This is a genomic window from Nocardia sp. NPDC058658 (assembly GCF_042716665.1).
GTDB lineage: Bacteria > Actinomycetota > Actinomycetes > Mycobacteriales > Mycobacteriaceae > Nocardia.
The window spans coordinates 68,843-84,414 of the sequence record NZ_JBHXRR010000015.1 but is presented as its reverse complement, the minus strand read 5'-3'; the positions used below and the strand labels follow the sequence as shown (position 1 = coordinate 84,414).

At 65.4% G+C, this 15,572-nt stretch carries 16 protein-coding genes; 8 read left to right on the top strand and 8 right to left on the bottom strand.

Features of this window, described 5'->3' with window-relative positions:
- Positions 1–7: 7 nt before the first annotated feature.
- A complete protein-coding gene (locus ACFWUP_RS20840; protein WP_379236670.1) occupies positions 8–1,381 on the bottom strand; it encodes an FAD-binding oxidoreductase in 1,374 nt (457 codons plus the stop codon).
- A gap of 351 nt (positions 1,382–1,732) precedes the next feature.
- Here ACFWUP_RS20840 and ACFWUP_RS20835 point away from each other — a divergent pair, with 351 nt between their 5' ends.
- Complete coding sequence (locus ACFWUP_RS20835; RefSeq protein ID WP_379236669.1) at positions 1,733–2,044, top strand: hypothetical protein; 312 nt, start codon at positions 1,733–1,735, stop codon at positions 2,042–2,044.
- A gap of 66 nt (positions 2,045–2,110) precedes the next feature.
- Positions 2,111–2,611 (top strand): GtrA family protein, encoded by a 501-nt coding sequence (locus tag ACFWUP_RS20830; RefSeq protein WP_379236667.1) that lies wholly within the window; start codon positions 2,111–2,113, stop codon positions 2,609–2,611.
- Here the strand turns inward: ACFWUP_RS20830 and ACFWUP_RS20825 are convergent.
- Genes ACFWUP_RS20825 through ACFWUP_RS20815 form a run of 3 tightly spaced genes read right to left on the bottom strand, consistent with a single transcriptional unit; the run spans position 2,601 to position 4,530 of the window.
- Positions 2,601–3,242 carry a Type 1 glutamine amidotransferase-like domain-containing protein gene (locus tag ACFWUP_RS20825; RefSeq protein WP_379236665.1) on the bottom strand — a complete coding sequence of 214 codons (642 nt, stop codon included), beginning with the start codon at positions 3,240–3,242 and terminating at the stop codon, positions 2,601–2,603. The two genes, ACFWUP_RS20830 and ACFWUP_RS20825, sit on opposite strands and share 11 nt — an antisense overlap.
- Positions 3,242–4,084, bottom strand: a complete 843-nt coding sequence (locus ACFWUP_RS20820; protein ID WP_379236663.1) for a maleylpyruvate isomerase family mycothiol-dependent enzyme — start codon at positions 4,082–4,084, stop codon at positions 3,242–3,244. Before ACFWUP_RS20820 ends, ACFWUP_RS20825 begins: the two co-directional genes overlap by 1 nt.
- On the bottom strand, positions 4,081–4,530 hold the full coding sequence (locus tag ACFWUP_RS20815) for an HIT family protein (protein WP_379236661.1): 450 nt from the start codon (positions 4,528–4,530) through the stop codon (positions 4,081–4,083). The genes ACFWUP_RS20820 and ACFWUP_RS20815 overlap by 4 nt, the downstream gene beginning before the upstream one ends.
- A gap of 407 nt (positions 4,531–4,937) precedes the next feature.
- On the opposite strand from ACFWUP_RS20815, the gene ACFWUP_RS20810 reads away from it, so the two are divergent.
- The 5 genes from ACFWUP_RS20810 to ACFWUP_RS20790 all read left to right on the top strand — a co-directional run bounded on the left by ACFWUP_RS20810 (position 4,938) and on the right by ACFWUP_RS20790 (position 10,562).
- The gene (locus ACFWUP_RS20810; RefSeq protein ID WP_379236659.1) at positions 4,938–6,056 is read left to right on the top strand and encodes a Re/Si-specific NAD(P)(+) transhydrogenase subunit alpha; all 1,119 of its coding nucleotides are present in this window, start codon (positions 4,938–4,940) and stop codon (positions 6,054–6,056) included.
- Positions 6,056–6,358 carry an NAD(P) transhydrogenase subunit alpha gene (locus ACFWUP_RS20805; RefSeq protein WP_056818017.1) on the top strand — a complete coding sequence of 101 codons (303 nt, stop codon included), beginning with the start codon at positions 6,056–6,058 and terminating at the stop codon, positions 6,356–6,358. Before ACFWUP_RS20810 ends, ACFWUP_RS20805 begins: the two co-directional genes overlap by 1 nt.
- A 17-nt stretch (positions 6,359–6,375) precedes the next feature.
- Positions 6,376–7,794 (top strand): NAD(P)(+) transhydrogenase (Re/Si-specific) subunit beta, encoded by a 1,419-nt coding sequence (locus ACFWUP_RS20800; protein WP_379236770.1) that lies wholly within the window; start codon positions 6,376–6,378, stop codon positions 7,792–7,794.
- 165 nt (positions 7,795–7,959) lie between these two features.
- Complete coding sequence (locus ACFWUP_RS20795) at positions 7,960–9,789, top strand: hypothetical protein (protein ID WP_379236657.1); 1,830 nt, start codon at positions 7,960–7,962, stop codon at positions 9,787–9,789.
- Positions 9,786–10,562 carry an ESX secretion-associated protein EspG gene (locus ACFWUP_RS20790; RefSeq protein ID WP_379236655.1) on the top strand — a complete coding sequence of 259 codons (777 nt, stop codon included), beginning with the start codon at positions 9,786–9,788 and terminating at the stop codon, positions 10,560–10,562. Before ACFWUP_RS20795 ends, ACFWUP_RS20790 begins: the two co-directional genes overlap by 4 nt.
- Here ACFWUP_RS20790 and ACFWUP_RS20785 read toward each other — a convergent pair.
- Positions 10,542–11,087 carry a hypothetical protein gene (locus tag ACFWUP_RS20785; RefSeq protein WP_379236653.1) on the bottom strand — a complete coding sequence of 182 codons (546 nt, stop codon included), beginning with the start codon at positions 11,085–11,087 and terminating at the stop codon, positions 10,542–10,544. The genes ACFWUP_RS20790 and ACFWUP_RS20785 overlap by 21 nt on opposite strands.
- A gap of 141 nt (positions 11,088–11,228) precedes the next feature.
- On the opposite strand from ACFWUP_RS20785, the gene ACFWUP_RS20780 reads away from it, so the two are divergent.
- Complete coding sequence (locus tag ACFWUP_RS20780) at positions 11,229–13,286, top strand: hypothetical protein (protein ID WP_379236651.1); 2,058 nt, start codon at positions 11,229–11,231, stop codon at positions 13,284–13,286.
- 23 nt (positions 13,287–13,309) lie between these two features.
- On the opposite strand, the gene ACFWUP_RS20775 is transcribed toward ACFWUP_RS20780, so the two are convergent.
- The 3 genes from ACFWUP_RS20775 to ACFWUP_RS20765 all read right to left on the bottom strand — a co-directional run bounded on the left by ACFWUP_RS20775 (position 13,310) and on the right by ACFWUP_RS20765 (position 15,528).
- Positions 13,310–13,855, bottom strand: a complete 546-nt coding sequence (locus ACFWUP_RS20775) for a hypothetical protein (RefSeq protein WP_379236649.1) — start codon at positions 13,853–13,855, stop codon at positions 13,310–13,312.
- A gap of 190 nt (positions 13,856–14,045) precedes the next feature.
- Positions 14,046–14,381 (bottom strand): hypothetical protein, encoded by a 336-nt coding sequence (locus tag ACFWUP_RS20770; RefSeq protein ID WP_379236647.1) that lies wholly within the window; start codon positions 14,379–14,381, stop codon positions 14,046–14,048.
- Positions 14,382–14,622: 241 nt separating this feature from the next.
- The gene (locus ACFWUP_RS20765) at positions 14,623–15,528 is read right to left on the bottom strand and encodes a hypothetical protein (RefSeq protein ID WP_379236645.1); all 906 of its coding nucleotides are present in this window, start codon (positions 15,526–15,528) and stop codon (positions 14,623–14,625) included.
- Between the last annotated feature and the right edge of the window lie 44 nt (positions 15,529–15,572).

Genomic DNA, 15,572 nt, shown 5'->3' with positions numbered 1-15,572 from the left:
AGTCGGGCTACAGGACCGCGCCCGGATTGAGGATGCCTTCGGGGTCGAGGGCGTCTTTGATGCGGCGGGTCAGGGCCATGACGTCGGGGCCGACCTGGTCGGGCAGCCAGGCCTTTTTCAATCGGCCGACGCCGTGTTCGCCGGTGATGGTGCCGCCCAACGCGATGGCCAGGTCCATGATCTCGCCGAAGGCGCGGTGGGCGCGGGCGGTGTTGTCGGGGTCGGTGGGGTCGTGCACGATCAGCGGGTGGGTGTTGCCGTCGCCCGCGTGCGCGATCACCGACACGAGCACATCGTTGCGTTCGCCGATGGCGGCGACACCGGCGATCAGGTCGCCGAGGCGGGGCAGCGGCACGCCGACGTCTTCGAGCAGCAGTGGCCCGATTTTCTCCACCGCGGGGATCGCGAATCGTCGTGCGGCGGTGAAGGCTTCACCTTCCGTGGCGTCGGCGGTGTGGAAAACCTCTGTGGCTCCGGCCTTCTCGCACAGGCCCACCATCACTTGTGCTTCGTGCCCGGCGAATTCGCCCGGCGCGTCGGAGCGGGCGACGAGCAGGGCGGCGGCGGTGCGGTCCAGTCCCATGCGCATCTCGTCCTCGACCGCGTTGATCGCGACGGTGTCCATGAATTCGAGCATCGCGGGGCGCAGGGTCGAGGTGATCGCCAGGATCGCGTCGGTCGCGGCGGTGAGCGAGCCGAAACTCGCGACGACGGTCGACTGCGGCGGCTGCGCGGGCAACAGTCGCAGCGTGAGTTCCGTGATCACCCCGAGCGTGCCCTCGCTCCCGACGAACAGTTTCGTCAGCGACAACCCGGCCGAATCCTTGAGCCGCGGTCCACCGAGACGCACCACGGTCCCGTCGGCCAGCACCACTTCCATGCCGAGCACGTAGTCGGTGGTCACGCCGTACTTCACGCAGCACAGCCCGCCCGCGTTGGTCGCCGCGTTGCCGCCGATCGAGCAGATCTCGAACGACGACGGGTCCGGCGGATACCACAGCCCCTCGGCCGCGACGGCCCGCTTCACCTCGGCATTGAGCAGCCCTGGCTGCACCACCGCGATCCGGGTCACGGCGTCGACGCTGATCTCGCGCATCAACTCGGTACTGAGCACGATCCCGCCGTCCACCGCGGTCGCCCCACCGGACAACCCTGACCCGGCCCCGCGGGGCACCACTGGCACCCGATGCGCGTGCGCCCAGCGCACGGTCGCCGCAACGTCCGCGGTACTGCGCGCCCGCACCACAGCTAGGGGCGTCCCCGCGTCGGGATCGCGCGCCCAATCCTGCCGATACCCCGCCAGCAGATCGGGGTCGATGACGACCGCCCCGTCCGACACCGCCGAAATCAACGAATCGAGGTCACCGCTGCGCTCGTCCACCCGTCCACGCTAACCCGCCCACCCCCGCCCGCGCGGGCACTTCGTCCTGGTCAATTGATCACCACGCACTCACGCAAGCATCGCCCGAGAGCGATCCTGCACAGGAACATGGTGATCACTTGACCAGATCTGATGTGTTTCCGAACAAGTGAATTTCCGCATGACTGTGATTTGGCGCGTCCGGTTGGTGTATACGCCGTCCAATCCGCGACAATGCCTGTACCGGGTGTGTTCGATGGCTGAATTGCCACGCGGCCCAGCGTGTTTCGAGTTCTGCTCCACGGTGCGTTTGTCGCGCATCGATCACGCGACGCTGTTGCGCCGCACCGTTTTTCGCAGGGAGGACTGGCGATGATGCAGGAACCGCGGAACCGCGCTGAGATGGTCGGTGGGCTGTTGGCCGTCGAGTTCGCCGAGGCGGGCATCGATACCGACGTGATGCACCGGGTCTACACCGGTGCACACGCCGAATGGCTGCAGGCGCTGGAAGCGAGCGGCATGTTCGGTGTCCGCGCGCTGGCCGAGATCGCCGAGCAGTGGATCGCGGATCCCTGTCTGCTCCGCGATGCCCTGCTCGCCGAGGCTGACGAGCTCACCCGCCGCCGCTGCCTCGCCGCATGGACCTCGTTCGACACCCGGCCGATCGCCGCGGTCGGTCGCTGAGGCAACCGGTCCACCCGTTTGCCTCTTGCTCACCCTGACTTCACCTGCCGCTGGCAGGCTGGCGGCGTGGAGCATCAGGCGAGTGTCACCGAGTCGGTGGCCGACCGGTTCACCCGTTGGTGCGAGGCGGTCGTCGCGCGCCTGCCGTGGGGGCTTGACCGGTATGTGCCCGCGACGTTTCTCGGCTTCGCGCTGATCAACACCTTCACCTTCGGTGTCGACCTGCTGTTGCTCACGTTTCTGCGCAGTGGTCTCGGCCTTGCGGTCTGGTTGTCGATCACCCTCGCCTACATCGTCGCGTTCGGGCTCGCCTTCGTGCTCAACCGCACCTTCAACTTCCATTCGCACGCTCCGATGGGCAAGCAGGCGGCGGTGTACGTGGTCGTGGTGCTGGTGAACTATCTCGCGTTCATCCTCGGCGTCGGCTCCGGTCTGGCCGCGCTCGGCCTGCAGTATCACGTAGCCAGGCTGGTCGCGGGTGCGTGTGAGGCCGTGTACATGTACAGCGCGATGCGCTGGATCGTTTTCCGACGCAAGCCCGCCGTCGTCACTGCGGTCAGGACCTGAGTACCTCGGTGCGATCACCGTCGACCAGGACCACATCGTTGTCGGTGAGTGCCCAGTGCGGAATACCTTCGGCCACACAGTGCGCCAGCATCACCGCGGCATCACCGTCGGGATCGGTGGGGGAGTCGAGATGGACGATCAGTCGCCGATCGACCGATCCCAGTCCGTCCCACTGCGGTTCGATGCCGGTGGCGGGTAGTACTTCGGCGGGGTCGTCCATGGTTTCCAGCCCGTGCAGATCGGGCCCGAGCAGGCAGGCCCCCGCGCTGTAACCCGCGTAGACCAGTGCGTCTTCGCGCAGCAACGCGGGAAGCACGGAATCGGCTCCGCTGCGGGCGAATTGGGCACGCAGGACGAAAGTGTTGCCGCCGCGCACCCAGACCATCGGAAACCCGCGCAGATGTCGCTCCAGCCGCTCCGGTTGCCCCACGTACTCGCGCAGGTCGAGCACCTCCGGCGAATAACCCTGCTGTTCCAGAGGTTTCACGTCGCTGGTCACCGCCGACGACCACGCATCGGGCCACGCGTCGCACGCGTTCGGAATCACCGCGACCCGCCCCGGCGCCCCGACGAGCCCGGCCAGCCGATCGGCGAAACCCCCGAACCTGTACGACGCCAGGAAGAGTCGCATCAGATGGTGAACGCTAGATTCCGCGCGAGCCGCTCACCGAGCGCCGTGTCACCCTCGACGACAACCTCGTCGAGATGCCGGTCGATCGTCGTCCGTCCACCCCGCAGTCGCGCGAAAAGCCCTGAGTCCAAACGGATCACCGCCGTCGGATCACCGTCGGCCGAGTCGAGCACCGACCCGCGCCCGCCTGCCACCGACAGATGCACCTGCCTGGTCACCGGCCCGGTCAGTTCCAGGGTGATCAGCGAACCGTCCGGCGCCTTGGCGCCCTTCACCACCGCGCGGCCGAGGCCGAGGGTCAGTTCGGTGAACGCCGCCTCCGCCCGCGCGCCGCCCTCGGACACGCTGCGCCCGATCCCGTCGGCGAGGTCGAGTTCGTGCATCCAGCAATCGAACAGCCGGACCCGCATGAACCGCCCGTAGGGCACCTGCCCGACCGGTGAGACGGTCGAGGCCTGCCAGGCGTCGTCGTCCATGGCGGCCAGCGCGGCGCGGCGACGCTCGGTGGTCTCGTCGAACAGCGCGAGCAGTCGCTTGCCCGACAGCGGGCGCAACCGGTCGACCCAGATCTCGTTGAGCACAGCCACTTCGTTGCGGACGTGCGGCAGGGTGCGCACATCGGTCTTGGGGCGCAACGGATCATGCGGCGGCGGTGTCTCGCCGAGCAGCCACGACTCGGTGCCGATCACGTGGGCGACCACGTCGAACAGGGTCCAGCCGGGCAGCGGAGACGGTCGGCGCCACGCCTTTTCGTCGAGGTCGGCGACCAGCAGGCCGATGGTTTCCCACTGCTGCGCCAGCAGGTCGGTGAGTTGTTCGCGGCCCGGCGTCGGCTCGGTCATCCCTGTGCTCCTTCTTCGCTCTGATCGAGCGCGGTGATGCCCGCGCGGATCGCCGCTGCGGTCGAATTCGGTTCGTGTGGCCGACGCAGCAGGAAGCCCTTGGCGAAGCTGAGTTTGTCACCGTGTTTGCGTGGGACCACGTGGAGGTGGACGTGGCCGACGGTCTGGAAGGCGGCGGTGCCGTCGTTGAGGATGAGGTTGGCGCCGTCGCTGGCGAGTCCGCTCACCCGCAGGGCGCGGGCGAGGCGGTGGCCGGTGCGAAAGAGCTGGGCGCCGAGTTCGGTGTCCAGATCGTCGAGTTCGGTCGCGTGGACCTTGGGAACGATCAGGGTGTGGCCCCGGGTGATGGGACGAATATCGAGGAACGCGCACACCGCGTCATCGGAGTAGACCATGGTCGCCGGTGCGGTACCCGCCACGATCCGGCAGAAGACGCAGTCGTTCACAGCCTCGACCCTACGGTGTGAGCTGGGTCGCGCAACAGCCCGACGGTGCGGGGTAAATGAGCCGCGTCACGTATCGTCCGATTCGACGGAGCGCGACCAGGAGTCGGACGTCGAGGTTAGTAACCGACCATCATGTGCGGTCTTGTGCGCCCCTACCAGCGGCGACGAATCTGAGTGCGGGCGCCGATCGGCGCCCGCCGGGTCGAGAGCCCGTTGTCACGGCTGATCAGGGCCGAGGTGTCCGTTTTGTGGTCCTGCGTCCAGTTAGCGGTTGTGACGGGCATCTCGGCTAGGCTCACCGCGAGCCGAGTACAGTTGCCAGGATTTCAGTTGAACTTACTCATGGGTAACGTCGGCTGACCTGTTGTTCCCAGGCTCGAAGCCAGCACGAGAAGGAAGTCTGACTAGTGGAGACAACGCAAAACGTGGGCGAGGGTTCGCCGCGCGGAGCGCGTGTCGGAGTCGTTCGCGAGTCCGGCCCGGGTGAGCGGCGAGTCGCCTTGGTGCCCAAGATCATCCCCACCCTGTCCAAGCAGGGTGTCGAGGTGATCGTGGAAGCCGGCGCGGGTCTCGGCGCGCTCATTCCCGACGCTGCCTATGTAGAGGCAGGCGCGACCATCGGTGATCCGTGGTCGGCCGAGGTCGTCGTCAAGGTCGCCCCGCCCAGCGACGCCGAGGTGGCCAAGCTGTCGTCCGGGCAGACCATGATCGGTTTCCTCGCCCCGCGCAATGCCGAGAACCAGATCGGTGCGCTGAAAGCCGCCGGTGTGCAGGCTTTCGCGGTCGAGGCGATTCCGCGCATCTCGCGCGCGCAGGTGATGGACGCCCTGTCCTCGCAGGCGAACGTGGCCGGTTACAAGGCCGTGCTGCTCGCCGCGTCGGAGTCGACCCGCTTCTTCCCGATGCTGACCACCGCAGCGGGCACCGTGAAGCCGGCCACCGTGCTGGTGCTCGGTGTCGGTGTCGCCGGTCTGCAGGCGCTGGCAACGGCCAAGCGTCTCGGTGGCCGGACCACCGGTTACGACGTGCGTCCCGAGGTCGCCGATCAGGTGCGCTCGGTCGGTGCGCAGTGGCTCGACCTGGGCATCGACGCCGCCGGTGAAGGCGGGTACGCCCGTGAACTCACCGACGAGGAGAAGGCCCAGCAGCAGAAGGCACTCGAAGACGCCATCAAGGGCTTCGACGTCGTGATCACCACCGCGCTGGTGCCGGGTCGCCCCGCACCCCGCCTGGTCACCGCGGCCGCTGTCGAGGGCATGAAGCCCGGCAGCGTGATCGTCGACCTGGCCGGCGAGACCGGTGGCAACTGCGAACTCACCGAGCCCGGCGAGACCGTGGTCAAGCACGAGGTGACCATCGCCTCGCCGCTGAACCTGCCCGCCACGATGCCCGAGCACGCTTCCGAGCTGTACTCGAAGAACATCTCGGCGCTGCTGGAACTGATGCTGGTCGACGGCAAGCTCGCCCCCGACTTCGAAGATCAGGTCTTGGCGGATTCCTGCGTCACCCGTGAGGTGGAAGCCTGATGTACACCGAACTTCTCGCCAATATCGCGATCCTCGTGCTGTCCGGCTTCGTCGGCTTCGCGGTGATCTCCAAGGTCCCCAACACCCTGCACACCCCGCTCATGTCGGGCACCAACGCCATTCACGGCATCGTCGTGCTCGGCGCGCTGGTGACCCTGGGCAATGTGAAGGACCCCTCCCTGCTGGTGCAGGTGATCCTGTTCGTCGCCGTGGTGTTCGGAACGCTGAACGTCATCGGTGGCTTCGTGGTCACCGACCGCATGCTCGGCATGTTCAAGGGTAAGAAGAAGGCGGCCGAGTGATGCACGCAGTCGACAATATGACCTACCTGGTCAACGGCCTCTACATCGTGGCCTTCTCCATGTTCATCTACGGCCTGATGGGTCTCACCGGCCCGAAGACGGCCGTGCGCGGCAACCAGATCGCCGCTGTCGGTATGGCTTTGGCCGTTGCCGCCACGCTGATCTCGGTGCGCCACGCCGCCCTGCTCAACTGGATTCTCATCGCCGCCGGTCTCATTGTCGGTGTGGCACTGGGTGTTCCGCCCGCCATCCGCACCAAGATGACCGAGATGCCGCAGCTGGTCGCGGCGTTCAACGGTGTCGGTGGTGGCACCGTCGCGTTGATCGCGTGGGCCGAATTCGTCGACAGCGACGGCTTTTCCGCGCTGCACTCCGAGCCGACGATCCACATCATCATCGGTTCGCTGTTCGCCGCGGTGATCGGCTCGATCTCCTTCTGGGGCTCGATCATCGCCTTCGCGAAGCTGCAGGAGATCCTGTCCGGCAAGCCGATCGGCATCGGCCGGCTGCAGCAGCCGCTGAACCTGCTGCTGCTCGTCGGCGCGATCGTGTGCGCCGTGGTGATCGGCCTCGGTGCCGACAACGGTGGCGTCTCGCAGCTGTGGATGATCGCGCTGCTCGTGCTCGCCGGTGTGCTCGGCCTGATGGTCGTGCTGCCCATCGGTGGCGCGGACATGCCCGTCGTCATCTCGCTGCTCAACGCCCTCACCGGTCTGTCGGCCGCGGCCGCCGGTCTGGCGCTGAACAACACCGCGATGATCGTCGCGGGCATGATCGTCGGCGCGTCCGGCACCATCCTCACCAACCTGATGGCCAAGGCCATGAACCGCTCCATCCCCGCGATCGTGGCCGGTGGCTTCGGTGGCGGCGGCGCGGTCGCCGGTGCCGGTGACGGTGAAGCCAAGACCGCGAAGGCGACTTCGGCCGCCGACGCCGCGATCCAGATGGCCTACGCCAACCAGGTGATCGTGGTCCCCGGCTACGGCATGGCCGTGGCCCAGGCCCAGCACGCGGTCAAGGAGATGGCGCTGCTGCTCGAGGCCAAGGGCGTCGAGGTCAAGTACGCGATCCACCCGGTCGCCGGTCGCATGCCCGGTCACATGAACGTGCTGCTCGCCGAGGCCGAGGTCTCCTACGACGCGATGAAGGAAATGGACGACATCAACGGTGAATTCAACCGCACCGATGTGGTCCTGGTCATCGGCGCCAACGACGTCACCAACCCGGCCGCGCGCGACGACAAGTCGAGCCCGATCTACGGCATGCCGGTCCTGAACGTCGACCAGGCCAAGAGCGTCATCGTGCTCAAGCGCTCGATGAACTCCGGCTTCGCAGGCATCGACAACCCGCTGTTCTACGCCGACCACACCTCGATGCTGTTCGGCGATGCGAAGAAGTCCGTCGGTGCGGTCACCGAGGAACTGAAAGCGCTGTAAGACAAGCGAATTCCCGGACCAGGGTCCTGTCGTTCCTCGGAACGGCAGGGCCCCTTGTCATTTCGCCGACCGAGCGCGTCGACGCGAGGTCTCGTAGGATCGCAGCGGATGGAGCGAAGGCGCGCGGGTCGGATCGGCCGTGTGCTCGGAGGCTAGGGGGCCGTGGTGACGACGGATGGGGCTGCGTCGGGCCTGATGACCGAGGCATCGAGCGGCAGGCTGTACTACGAGGTGGGAACTGCGGCTCAGTGCGCGCAGGCGTGCGCACGGTTCGTCGCGATCTTCGATGCCATTCTGGCCAGGATGACCGTTGTGCAGTACGTCAACTGGATCAATGATCTGACCTGCGGGCGGGCGCTCTCGTCGCAGTTCAATCTTGCCGGCGATGATCTCGAGAAGCGGATCCGGGAACACCAGCAGGCTGTCACGGATCTCGGCGAGACCTTCGTGCAGGCGGAACGGCGGTACGTGTCCTCCGATGAGAGCGCGGCCACCGAGTTCGCGCGGCTGCGCAATGCCGCGCTGAGCGGAGCCGACGGCAGCAAGGTCACGATGACCGAGCGCGTTGTGAACGCGCCGAAAGTTGTCGAGAAGGACACGAGGGGCCGCGAAGTTCCGAGCTCTCGGCCGCAGAAGCCGGAGCCGAGTCAGGAGCTGAAGGATCTGGCGAACAAGCAGGGCCAACGCTACCCCAGCATCGCCGCACCAACGACCGGCAGTTCGTTGACATGGGATGACCTCCACCGGAACCGATATGTGATCTCCGGTTCCGTCAGCTCCGTCCAGCAGGCCGCCTCGGCCTGGGGTACGTTCTCGGACACCCTCGATGGCGGACTGTCGACGTTCAGCAACGAGTTGCAGCGGACGACCTCCACCGGAATGGACAGCCCGGCAGGTGCTCGTGCGCAAGCCGCGATCTTCGGCTACGCGGCTTCCGCGAAGCAGTTGGTCGGCGCGATGGACTTGATGAGCGACAATCTGGCCCTCGTCCACGGCTCGATGGCCGGGCTCTATCCGGGCCTTCCGGTGCAGAGCGAGAAGACCTACCGAGCCAAACACCAGAACGATGAACGCGCCTTTACTCAGCAACTGAACAACTATCGGACGACCTGGGACAACTGGTATCCCGAAAATGCCGAGACGGCAAGCAATTCGATACCGTTGATGCCCTCGGTCGCCAGCCCGGTCGCGACAGCGCCCGCCGACCTTCCCGCAATAGAGCAACCAGGGGCGGGTCTCGGCAATGGTGGTGGCTCGTCGGCAGGCGCTGGTGGTGGCGGTGGAGACAACTCAGGCGCTCCGGTGACGCAACCGACCGAGACCCCGGCGGAGACGCCGACGACTCCGGAGACGCCGACTACCGAAACGCCGACCACGCAAACCCCTACTACGCAGACCCCGTCGACAACCACCGACGACTCCGCCTCCGACGATCAGACCTCCGACACCACCCCGTCCACCTCGCCCACCGAGTCGACCAGTCCGACCACAGCCGGCACGGACACCTCCGATTCGTCCTCACCGTCGACCACGCCGACGACGTCTACTCCATCGACATCCCCCACGGCGACCTCGCCGGTGTCGGCCCTCGCCAGTTCACCGAGCTCGTCGAAGCCCGGCTCGACTTCCCCTGGTGGTGGTGGCGGTGCTCGAGGTGGCGGCGGCGCAGCTGGCGCGGCGGTCCCGTCTTTGCGGGCAGGCGCCCCGTCGAACCTTTTCCCCCGCGCGGGTCTGGCAGGATCGGTGTCCCCGACTGCCGGTGCGGTCTCGGCGAGCAGTGGAGCCGGGATGCCAGGTGCCATGGGCCCCGCGGGTGCCGGTGCCGGACAAGGGAATCGGCAGGACTCCCATCAACGGGCCAAATACCTGGATTCGGCGACGCACCTGGACGACGGATTGGGCGAGGCGCAGGTGGTCGTGAACCCCGTGATCGGCGAAGACCCCGAAGCGTTCCAGGAACCGGACGCCCCGACCACGACGGCCGCTGGCCGATGAACAGATCCTGGCGATTCACCGAGACCGAGTTCTTCGCCCTGTGGCAACACGTGACCACCGACTACCACCCGGCCCCGTTCCTCTTCACGACCCGCACTTCGGCCCACCGCGAGTTCGAGGAGGAGAAGAGGCAGGCGCTCGCCGATCTCGACCACCGCCTCGGCCCGGACTTCCGGGCAGGAATCGCGGAGATGGCGCGCCCCGACATCCGCATCACCGCCTTCGGTGTGGACGAGACGGTGCGCGGCGAATCGCCCGCGGTCCGTGTTCGCGTCCTGGCGACCCGCAAAGGGTCCCGCGGGTACACCATCGTCCAGCATCCGGGCGAATCCTATTGGTATGGCGGTGGATACACGATCACCGAATGCGAAGCGGTGAGCATCGGCAAGGCAGTGGTCGACCTGTTGCCCGCCTGCGAACCCGGACGCCACAGCGAAATCCCGCTGCCGTCCGCGCCTGCCCCCACCGAACAGAATGCCCCCGCGCGAATCTTCGCCGCGGCGGGCGCTTCCGCATCCAGGCTCCACCGGGACTTCATGAGCCCCTCGGCGTGCGCGGGGACGATCGAAGTGGCCCAGGGAGATTCGATCTACGGCCCCGACGGCCTGATCAGCAGAACCCTGACCTGGCGTGATGTCCCCGGTGACGGCCGCTACGCCGTCAACGACACCACGGCGCGAACAGCGACCCCCGTGACCGCTGACCGTCTCGTTTCCATGGTCAATGCCCGAGTCTCCACGATCGTGAAAGCCCTACGCGCCGAGCGGTCCTAGCACTGTCCCGCTGGTCGGCCACACGCTATCTGTCTCGAATGACGTTGTCGCCCAGTCGAAGATCGTTGCCGATGCCGCATCGGTGGGTTCGAAGTGTCCGGTCTGCTTGTTGATGGTCAGAATGAAGGCGGGTCGGGGTTCGCCGTTTACGACATCGTGAACCTGGGCGAAGTATTCGATCGCGGTCGGTGTTTCCTCCAGCCGGTGAACGTGGATTTCGGTGCGGTGGGGATAGATCTGGATGCCCGACATCGGCGTGCCGTCTTCGACGAAGGCGCTGTACTGCCTGATGGCTTCGGTGGGCGAGGCGCCGCTGCCGAACTCGGTGATCACGCCGGTACGCGCGTCGATGATCCGCTGGGTGTAGCCGAGCATCCAGCTGCCAGCGGCCTCTTCCTCCGGGCTGGGGCAGGGTACGACCAGCCAGCCGTACGGGAACGAGTCGATGTCGAAGTGCGGATAGATTCCCACGGTTCTCGTGAGGTAGTCGATGGCTTCCTCGGTGGAGTGAGGCGGTGCGCTCATCTTTCGAGGATGGCACGCCCAGCGACGAAATGTGTGACGGCGCTGGATCGCTACGACCGCCGCACGGCCTTAGGATGGGATCGTGGGGCGGGACAACTCCGCGCCGGATCCGGGCAACGATGGACGGAACACAGTTCTCGAATGGCAGACGACGATCTATTGTCCGTGGCGCCGGGCAGCGTGCTCCGTGACGCGGTAATCGAGTTCGTACGGCAGTGCGGCGAGAAGACCCCGCCGGTGCGGACCGTCGACATTGTCGACTCGGTATTCTCCGCGTTTCAGGGCGCGGTGGTCGGGCCCTTACCTGGGCGCGTTCCGATCGATCCCGGTCGCCAGATGATGTGGGGGACGGTGAATGGTTCGCCGATCGAGCTGTTCGACATTCGCTTCCTCGAGAGTGCTGCGAACGTGCGGGATGTTCGACTGACAGCTCTCCAGGTAACCATCGTGGCCGATCTGCTCCGCGAGCTCGCCGCACGACTGCGTCCGGGCGCCGCATTCGGGTTGTCCGCCACCGGTGTGGCCATGGCGGACTTCACCGACCGAATCGCCGAGGACCTTTCCGCGCGTGCACCACGGCCGAGGCCCGCTTCCGATCTCGACGATTGGCAGTCCTGGCTGGAAGGTGTCGAACAAGTGCGGGATTCGGACCTGCGTAATGCGGTGGTCCGCCTGCTGGATTCGCTTGCCGAACAGGGCATGGGCACCGAGCCGGTCGACGAGGAATCCGTGGTCGAGGCATTCGAGGCGTTGGCCGGTGTCGTCGAGTCGGACCGGCCTGCTGGTGTGCCGCACGGTGGTGATCCCGGCCTCTTCCTCCGCAGCGTCGCGGGCCGAACCCTGCTGGATGAGGCCATCGACATCCGTGCGCGGCTGGCTGCCGAGGCAGAAAGCGCCGAATCAGGTGACAGCACACCAGATCTCGTCGTGCTGACAGCACAGGTCGCTTTCGCGGCTGGGATTCTGCTGAAGGAGCTCGCGGCGAGGCTCCGTCCCGGCATTACCTTCGGCTTGCTGCCGATGGCATCCGAACTCGGAATCATCGCCGAGGATTTGGCAGCCGAACTACTCGCGCACACCGAATACGGTCGCCCCACCTTCTACCCGGGCCCGACCAGGCTGTATGTCACTGCTCCGGATCGCGTACACCCGGCTCCCGGTCATCCCGGCGTGATGGCCCCCATCGATCATCTCGTATCGACCGATTCGACGTATATCGTTCCAGTGCAGCCACTTTCGCTGGAGTCGATGCGCGAGTACCGAGAACTGCGCGAGTCGGTGCTTTCGCTGTGCGAGGTGCTCGATGATCCGAATGGCTTCGGAGCCGACTGCCTGACTGCCGCGGAAGACATCCAGCACCGGATTCGCGGCACGCTGCCCGCTACCTCCTCGGCCGATCCGGCGCGGCACTTCCTGCATTTCGGGACGCTCACCCGCCACCGAACCGAGCCCTACGGCCTGACCGAATTCGGCCGCTACGTCGAGGAATCCCTCGTTGATCCTGCCCGAACCCCCTACCGCCCGCTGGAGCTCTCCCCGGTCGAAGCTGCTGTGGTCGCCGATCTGCTGGACGAGCTGTCGGCAAGGCTGTTGCCCGGTGCCGCGTTCGGGATCGACAGCGGCGGAGCGCCGCTCGCCGCGGTCGTCGCCGATGCGGCGAGTGCGTTCCGCGCTCGCACGGATTTCCGGCGCGAAATTCCCGCGATTCCGTCGGGCGTTCCCGACACGAAGTACCAACGGCTCCGCGACGCCGGCATCCGGTGGCTCGACACGTTCGACGAGAACGGGAACGGTCTGCTCACCGACCCGATTGCCACCACCGCACTGATCGACCTCTATCTCGTGGCGCGCGATCGGCCACCTCGAACAGATCCGAGCCGAACCCACCCGGTCAGAGACCCGGTGTCGCACTTGCGAAGTCGGCTCGCCCACCTGGACGGCCGCATGCTTCCGGTGACCTTGGAGGGGGAGGCGTCAGCGATCGAAAGCCTCCTCGCGACAGACTCGTTCGATGAACGGCACCCGGCCATCCGGTGGCCCGGCCTGAGCGGCGTTCACGTCAGCAGCATGCTCGGCGAACTCGCCCTACGCCTACGCCCGGGCCCCGCGTTCGGACCGTCGAACAACGGCCGAGCCTTGGCCGACATCGCGCACCGCCTCAGCGAAAAGATCTGGAACCAGGTATCTCCCGCCACCTGACCGACTGTTCTGGCCGGTGCTGGTCATTGCCCGATGATGACCCCGAGCGCGCGCTGTCTGGTTGCCTCATCGACTTCGGTCAGATGGAATTCGTTGCCGACGATATGGTCGACGAGGGCGGAGTCGGGACAGAATTCATACTTACGGAAATAGTGGGGGACTGCGCCGGCCCAGATCCACGCACCATCGCACCGGTAGTTCAATGGGACGTCGAACTCGCCGAGCGCGAATTCGTCTTCACCGAATCCGGGTTCCGACCAGATAATTGGCGCGGACTCCAGGTAATCCAACAAACGCTGGTGAAGTTTCTTTATCAGTGGGCGGCGGTTGAGTGGGTGGCCTTCCTCGTCGTATCCGTCGACGACTGGGGCGACACGGGGATCCTCGGTAAGGGCCCTGCGGAGCGTTTCCCTTATGCCACCCTTTGTGAGCAACTCGGAGTCCAATACCACGTACTCGCAGTAGTAATCCGTATCGAGATCCTCTGGCCATTGGGTACGGTCGAGGCCCAAGTCATGCCTGTTGGCGAAGGATACGAAATGATCGGAGAGGGCCTTCTCGCGCTCCATTTCGAATTCTCGGTCCTCAGGTAACATCTTTCAACTCGATTCTGCCCCACCATTCGGAGCCTCGCATCAGTTCGCATCGCGAGGGCTTGGCCCAGCGTGCGACTCCAAGTGATGTTTGCACTCGTCACATGTCGCCATTTAGTCGACACTTGGTCACCCGGCGCGTGACTCAGGTCCCCCGGGTTCCCGGCTATTGTTCCGGGCTATCTCGGATAGTTGCGGAAAACCCGGTAGATTCAACTCCTGCGATAATTTCGGCCTGCCACCGATTCAATTCCTCGGCGGTTGGGATGTTGTCGTTTGAGTATGAAACTGTCAGGTGCCACGGTGCATCGTCTGCGCGCCACAGAACAAGTTTGACGGCTTGGACGCCGGTATCCTTAAGGTATTTGTACCCGAATTCGTAGTTCCAGTCGTCATTCAGCCTGCCCCGTGGGTGCAATCCCAAGACCGCGCGCAGGTTATTCAGTCCTGTCTGGTCGACCGGTTCGGCGAGGAAAATCTTGTATGCACGCAGTCTTTTCATTGTAATCCTTGCGTCAAAGCCCAGTCGGTCTGTGTGGTCCAGCGCCTGAGAATAATGCCGGAACTATCTCTCGACGATGACCAACAAGGCCGGTCACCCGATTCTTGGCCGACGCCTTGCCACGTGATTCCGGCGAAGGCCGCTGACCCGGGCCCGTTTTCGGCGATGAGGGCCCGCAGGTCTTCCTGATATGTCTCCCGGTATGTGACCGACGATTCGGGCTGCCGGTGTGCGGTGTTGATTATTGTCCGGTGATGACCCCGAGCGCGCGTTGTCTGGTTCTCTCGTCGACTTCGGTGAGCTGGAATTCGTTGTCGATGATGTGTTGGATCAGGTCGGGTTCGGGGGCGAGTCCGTGTTTGCGCAGGTAGTGGGGGACCGCACCCGCCCAGATCCAGGTGCCGTCGGTGCGGAAGTCCGGTGGGACGTCGTTGTCTCCGGTGGTGAATTCGTCTGTGTCGAAGCCGCGGGCGGACAGGATGATCGGGGCGGATTCGAGGTAGGTAAGCAGAGGTGCCTGAAGGTCTGGCGGCACTGGCGGACGGTCGACGATGGGTCGGCCGTTGGCGTCACGGCCGTCGTAGACGTGGGCCAAGCGCGGGCTCGGCGGTGCCGCGTCGGTGATCCTGGCGATCACTTCGCGGGCGAGTCGCCTTCTCTCGTCGCTGAGTTCAATGGGTGGGAATTCACTGCCGACGATGTGGTCAACGAGTGCGGAGTGGGGACAGAATTCATGCTTACGGAAATAGTGAGGAACGGCGTCGGCCCAGATCCACGCGCCGTCGCAGCGGTAGTTCAACGGGACGTCGAACTCGCCTGGCGTGAATTCATCTTCGCCGAATCCGGGTTCCGACCAGATGATGGGTGCTGACTCGAGGTAGGTGAGCAGTAGTTCGTGCAGCTTCTTCATCAGCGGAAGGCGATCGAGTGGACGCCCGGCTTCGTTGTATCCATCAACTACGGGAGCGATCCGAGGAGGTTCGCTGAAGGCTCTTATGCGTTCCTCGAGGATGTCGGCCTTGTGGTGCCATTCGGATTCTAATTCGACCCGCTCGCAGTAGTAGTCCAATTCGGCGTCTCTTGACCACTGTGTGCGGTCTGCGCTCAGGCCGTGTCGCGTGACGAAGGCGGTGAAATGGTCCGACATCGCCTTCTCGCGATTTCTGATGAAGTCTTGATGTGTCAAAGCCA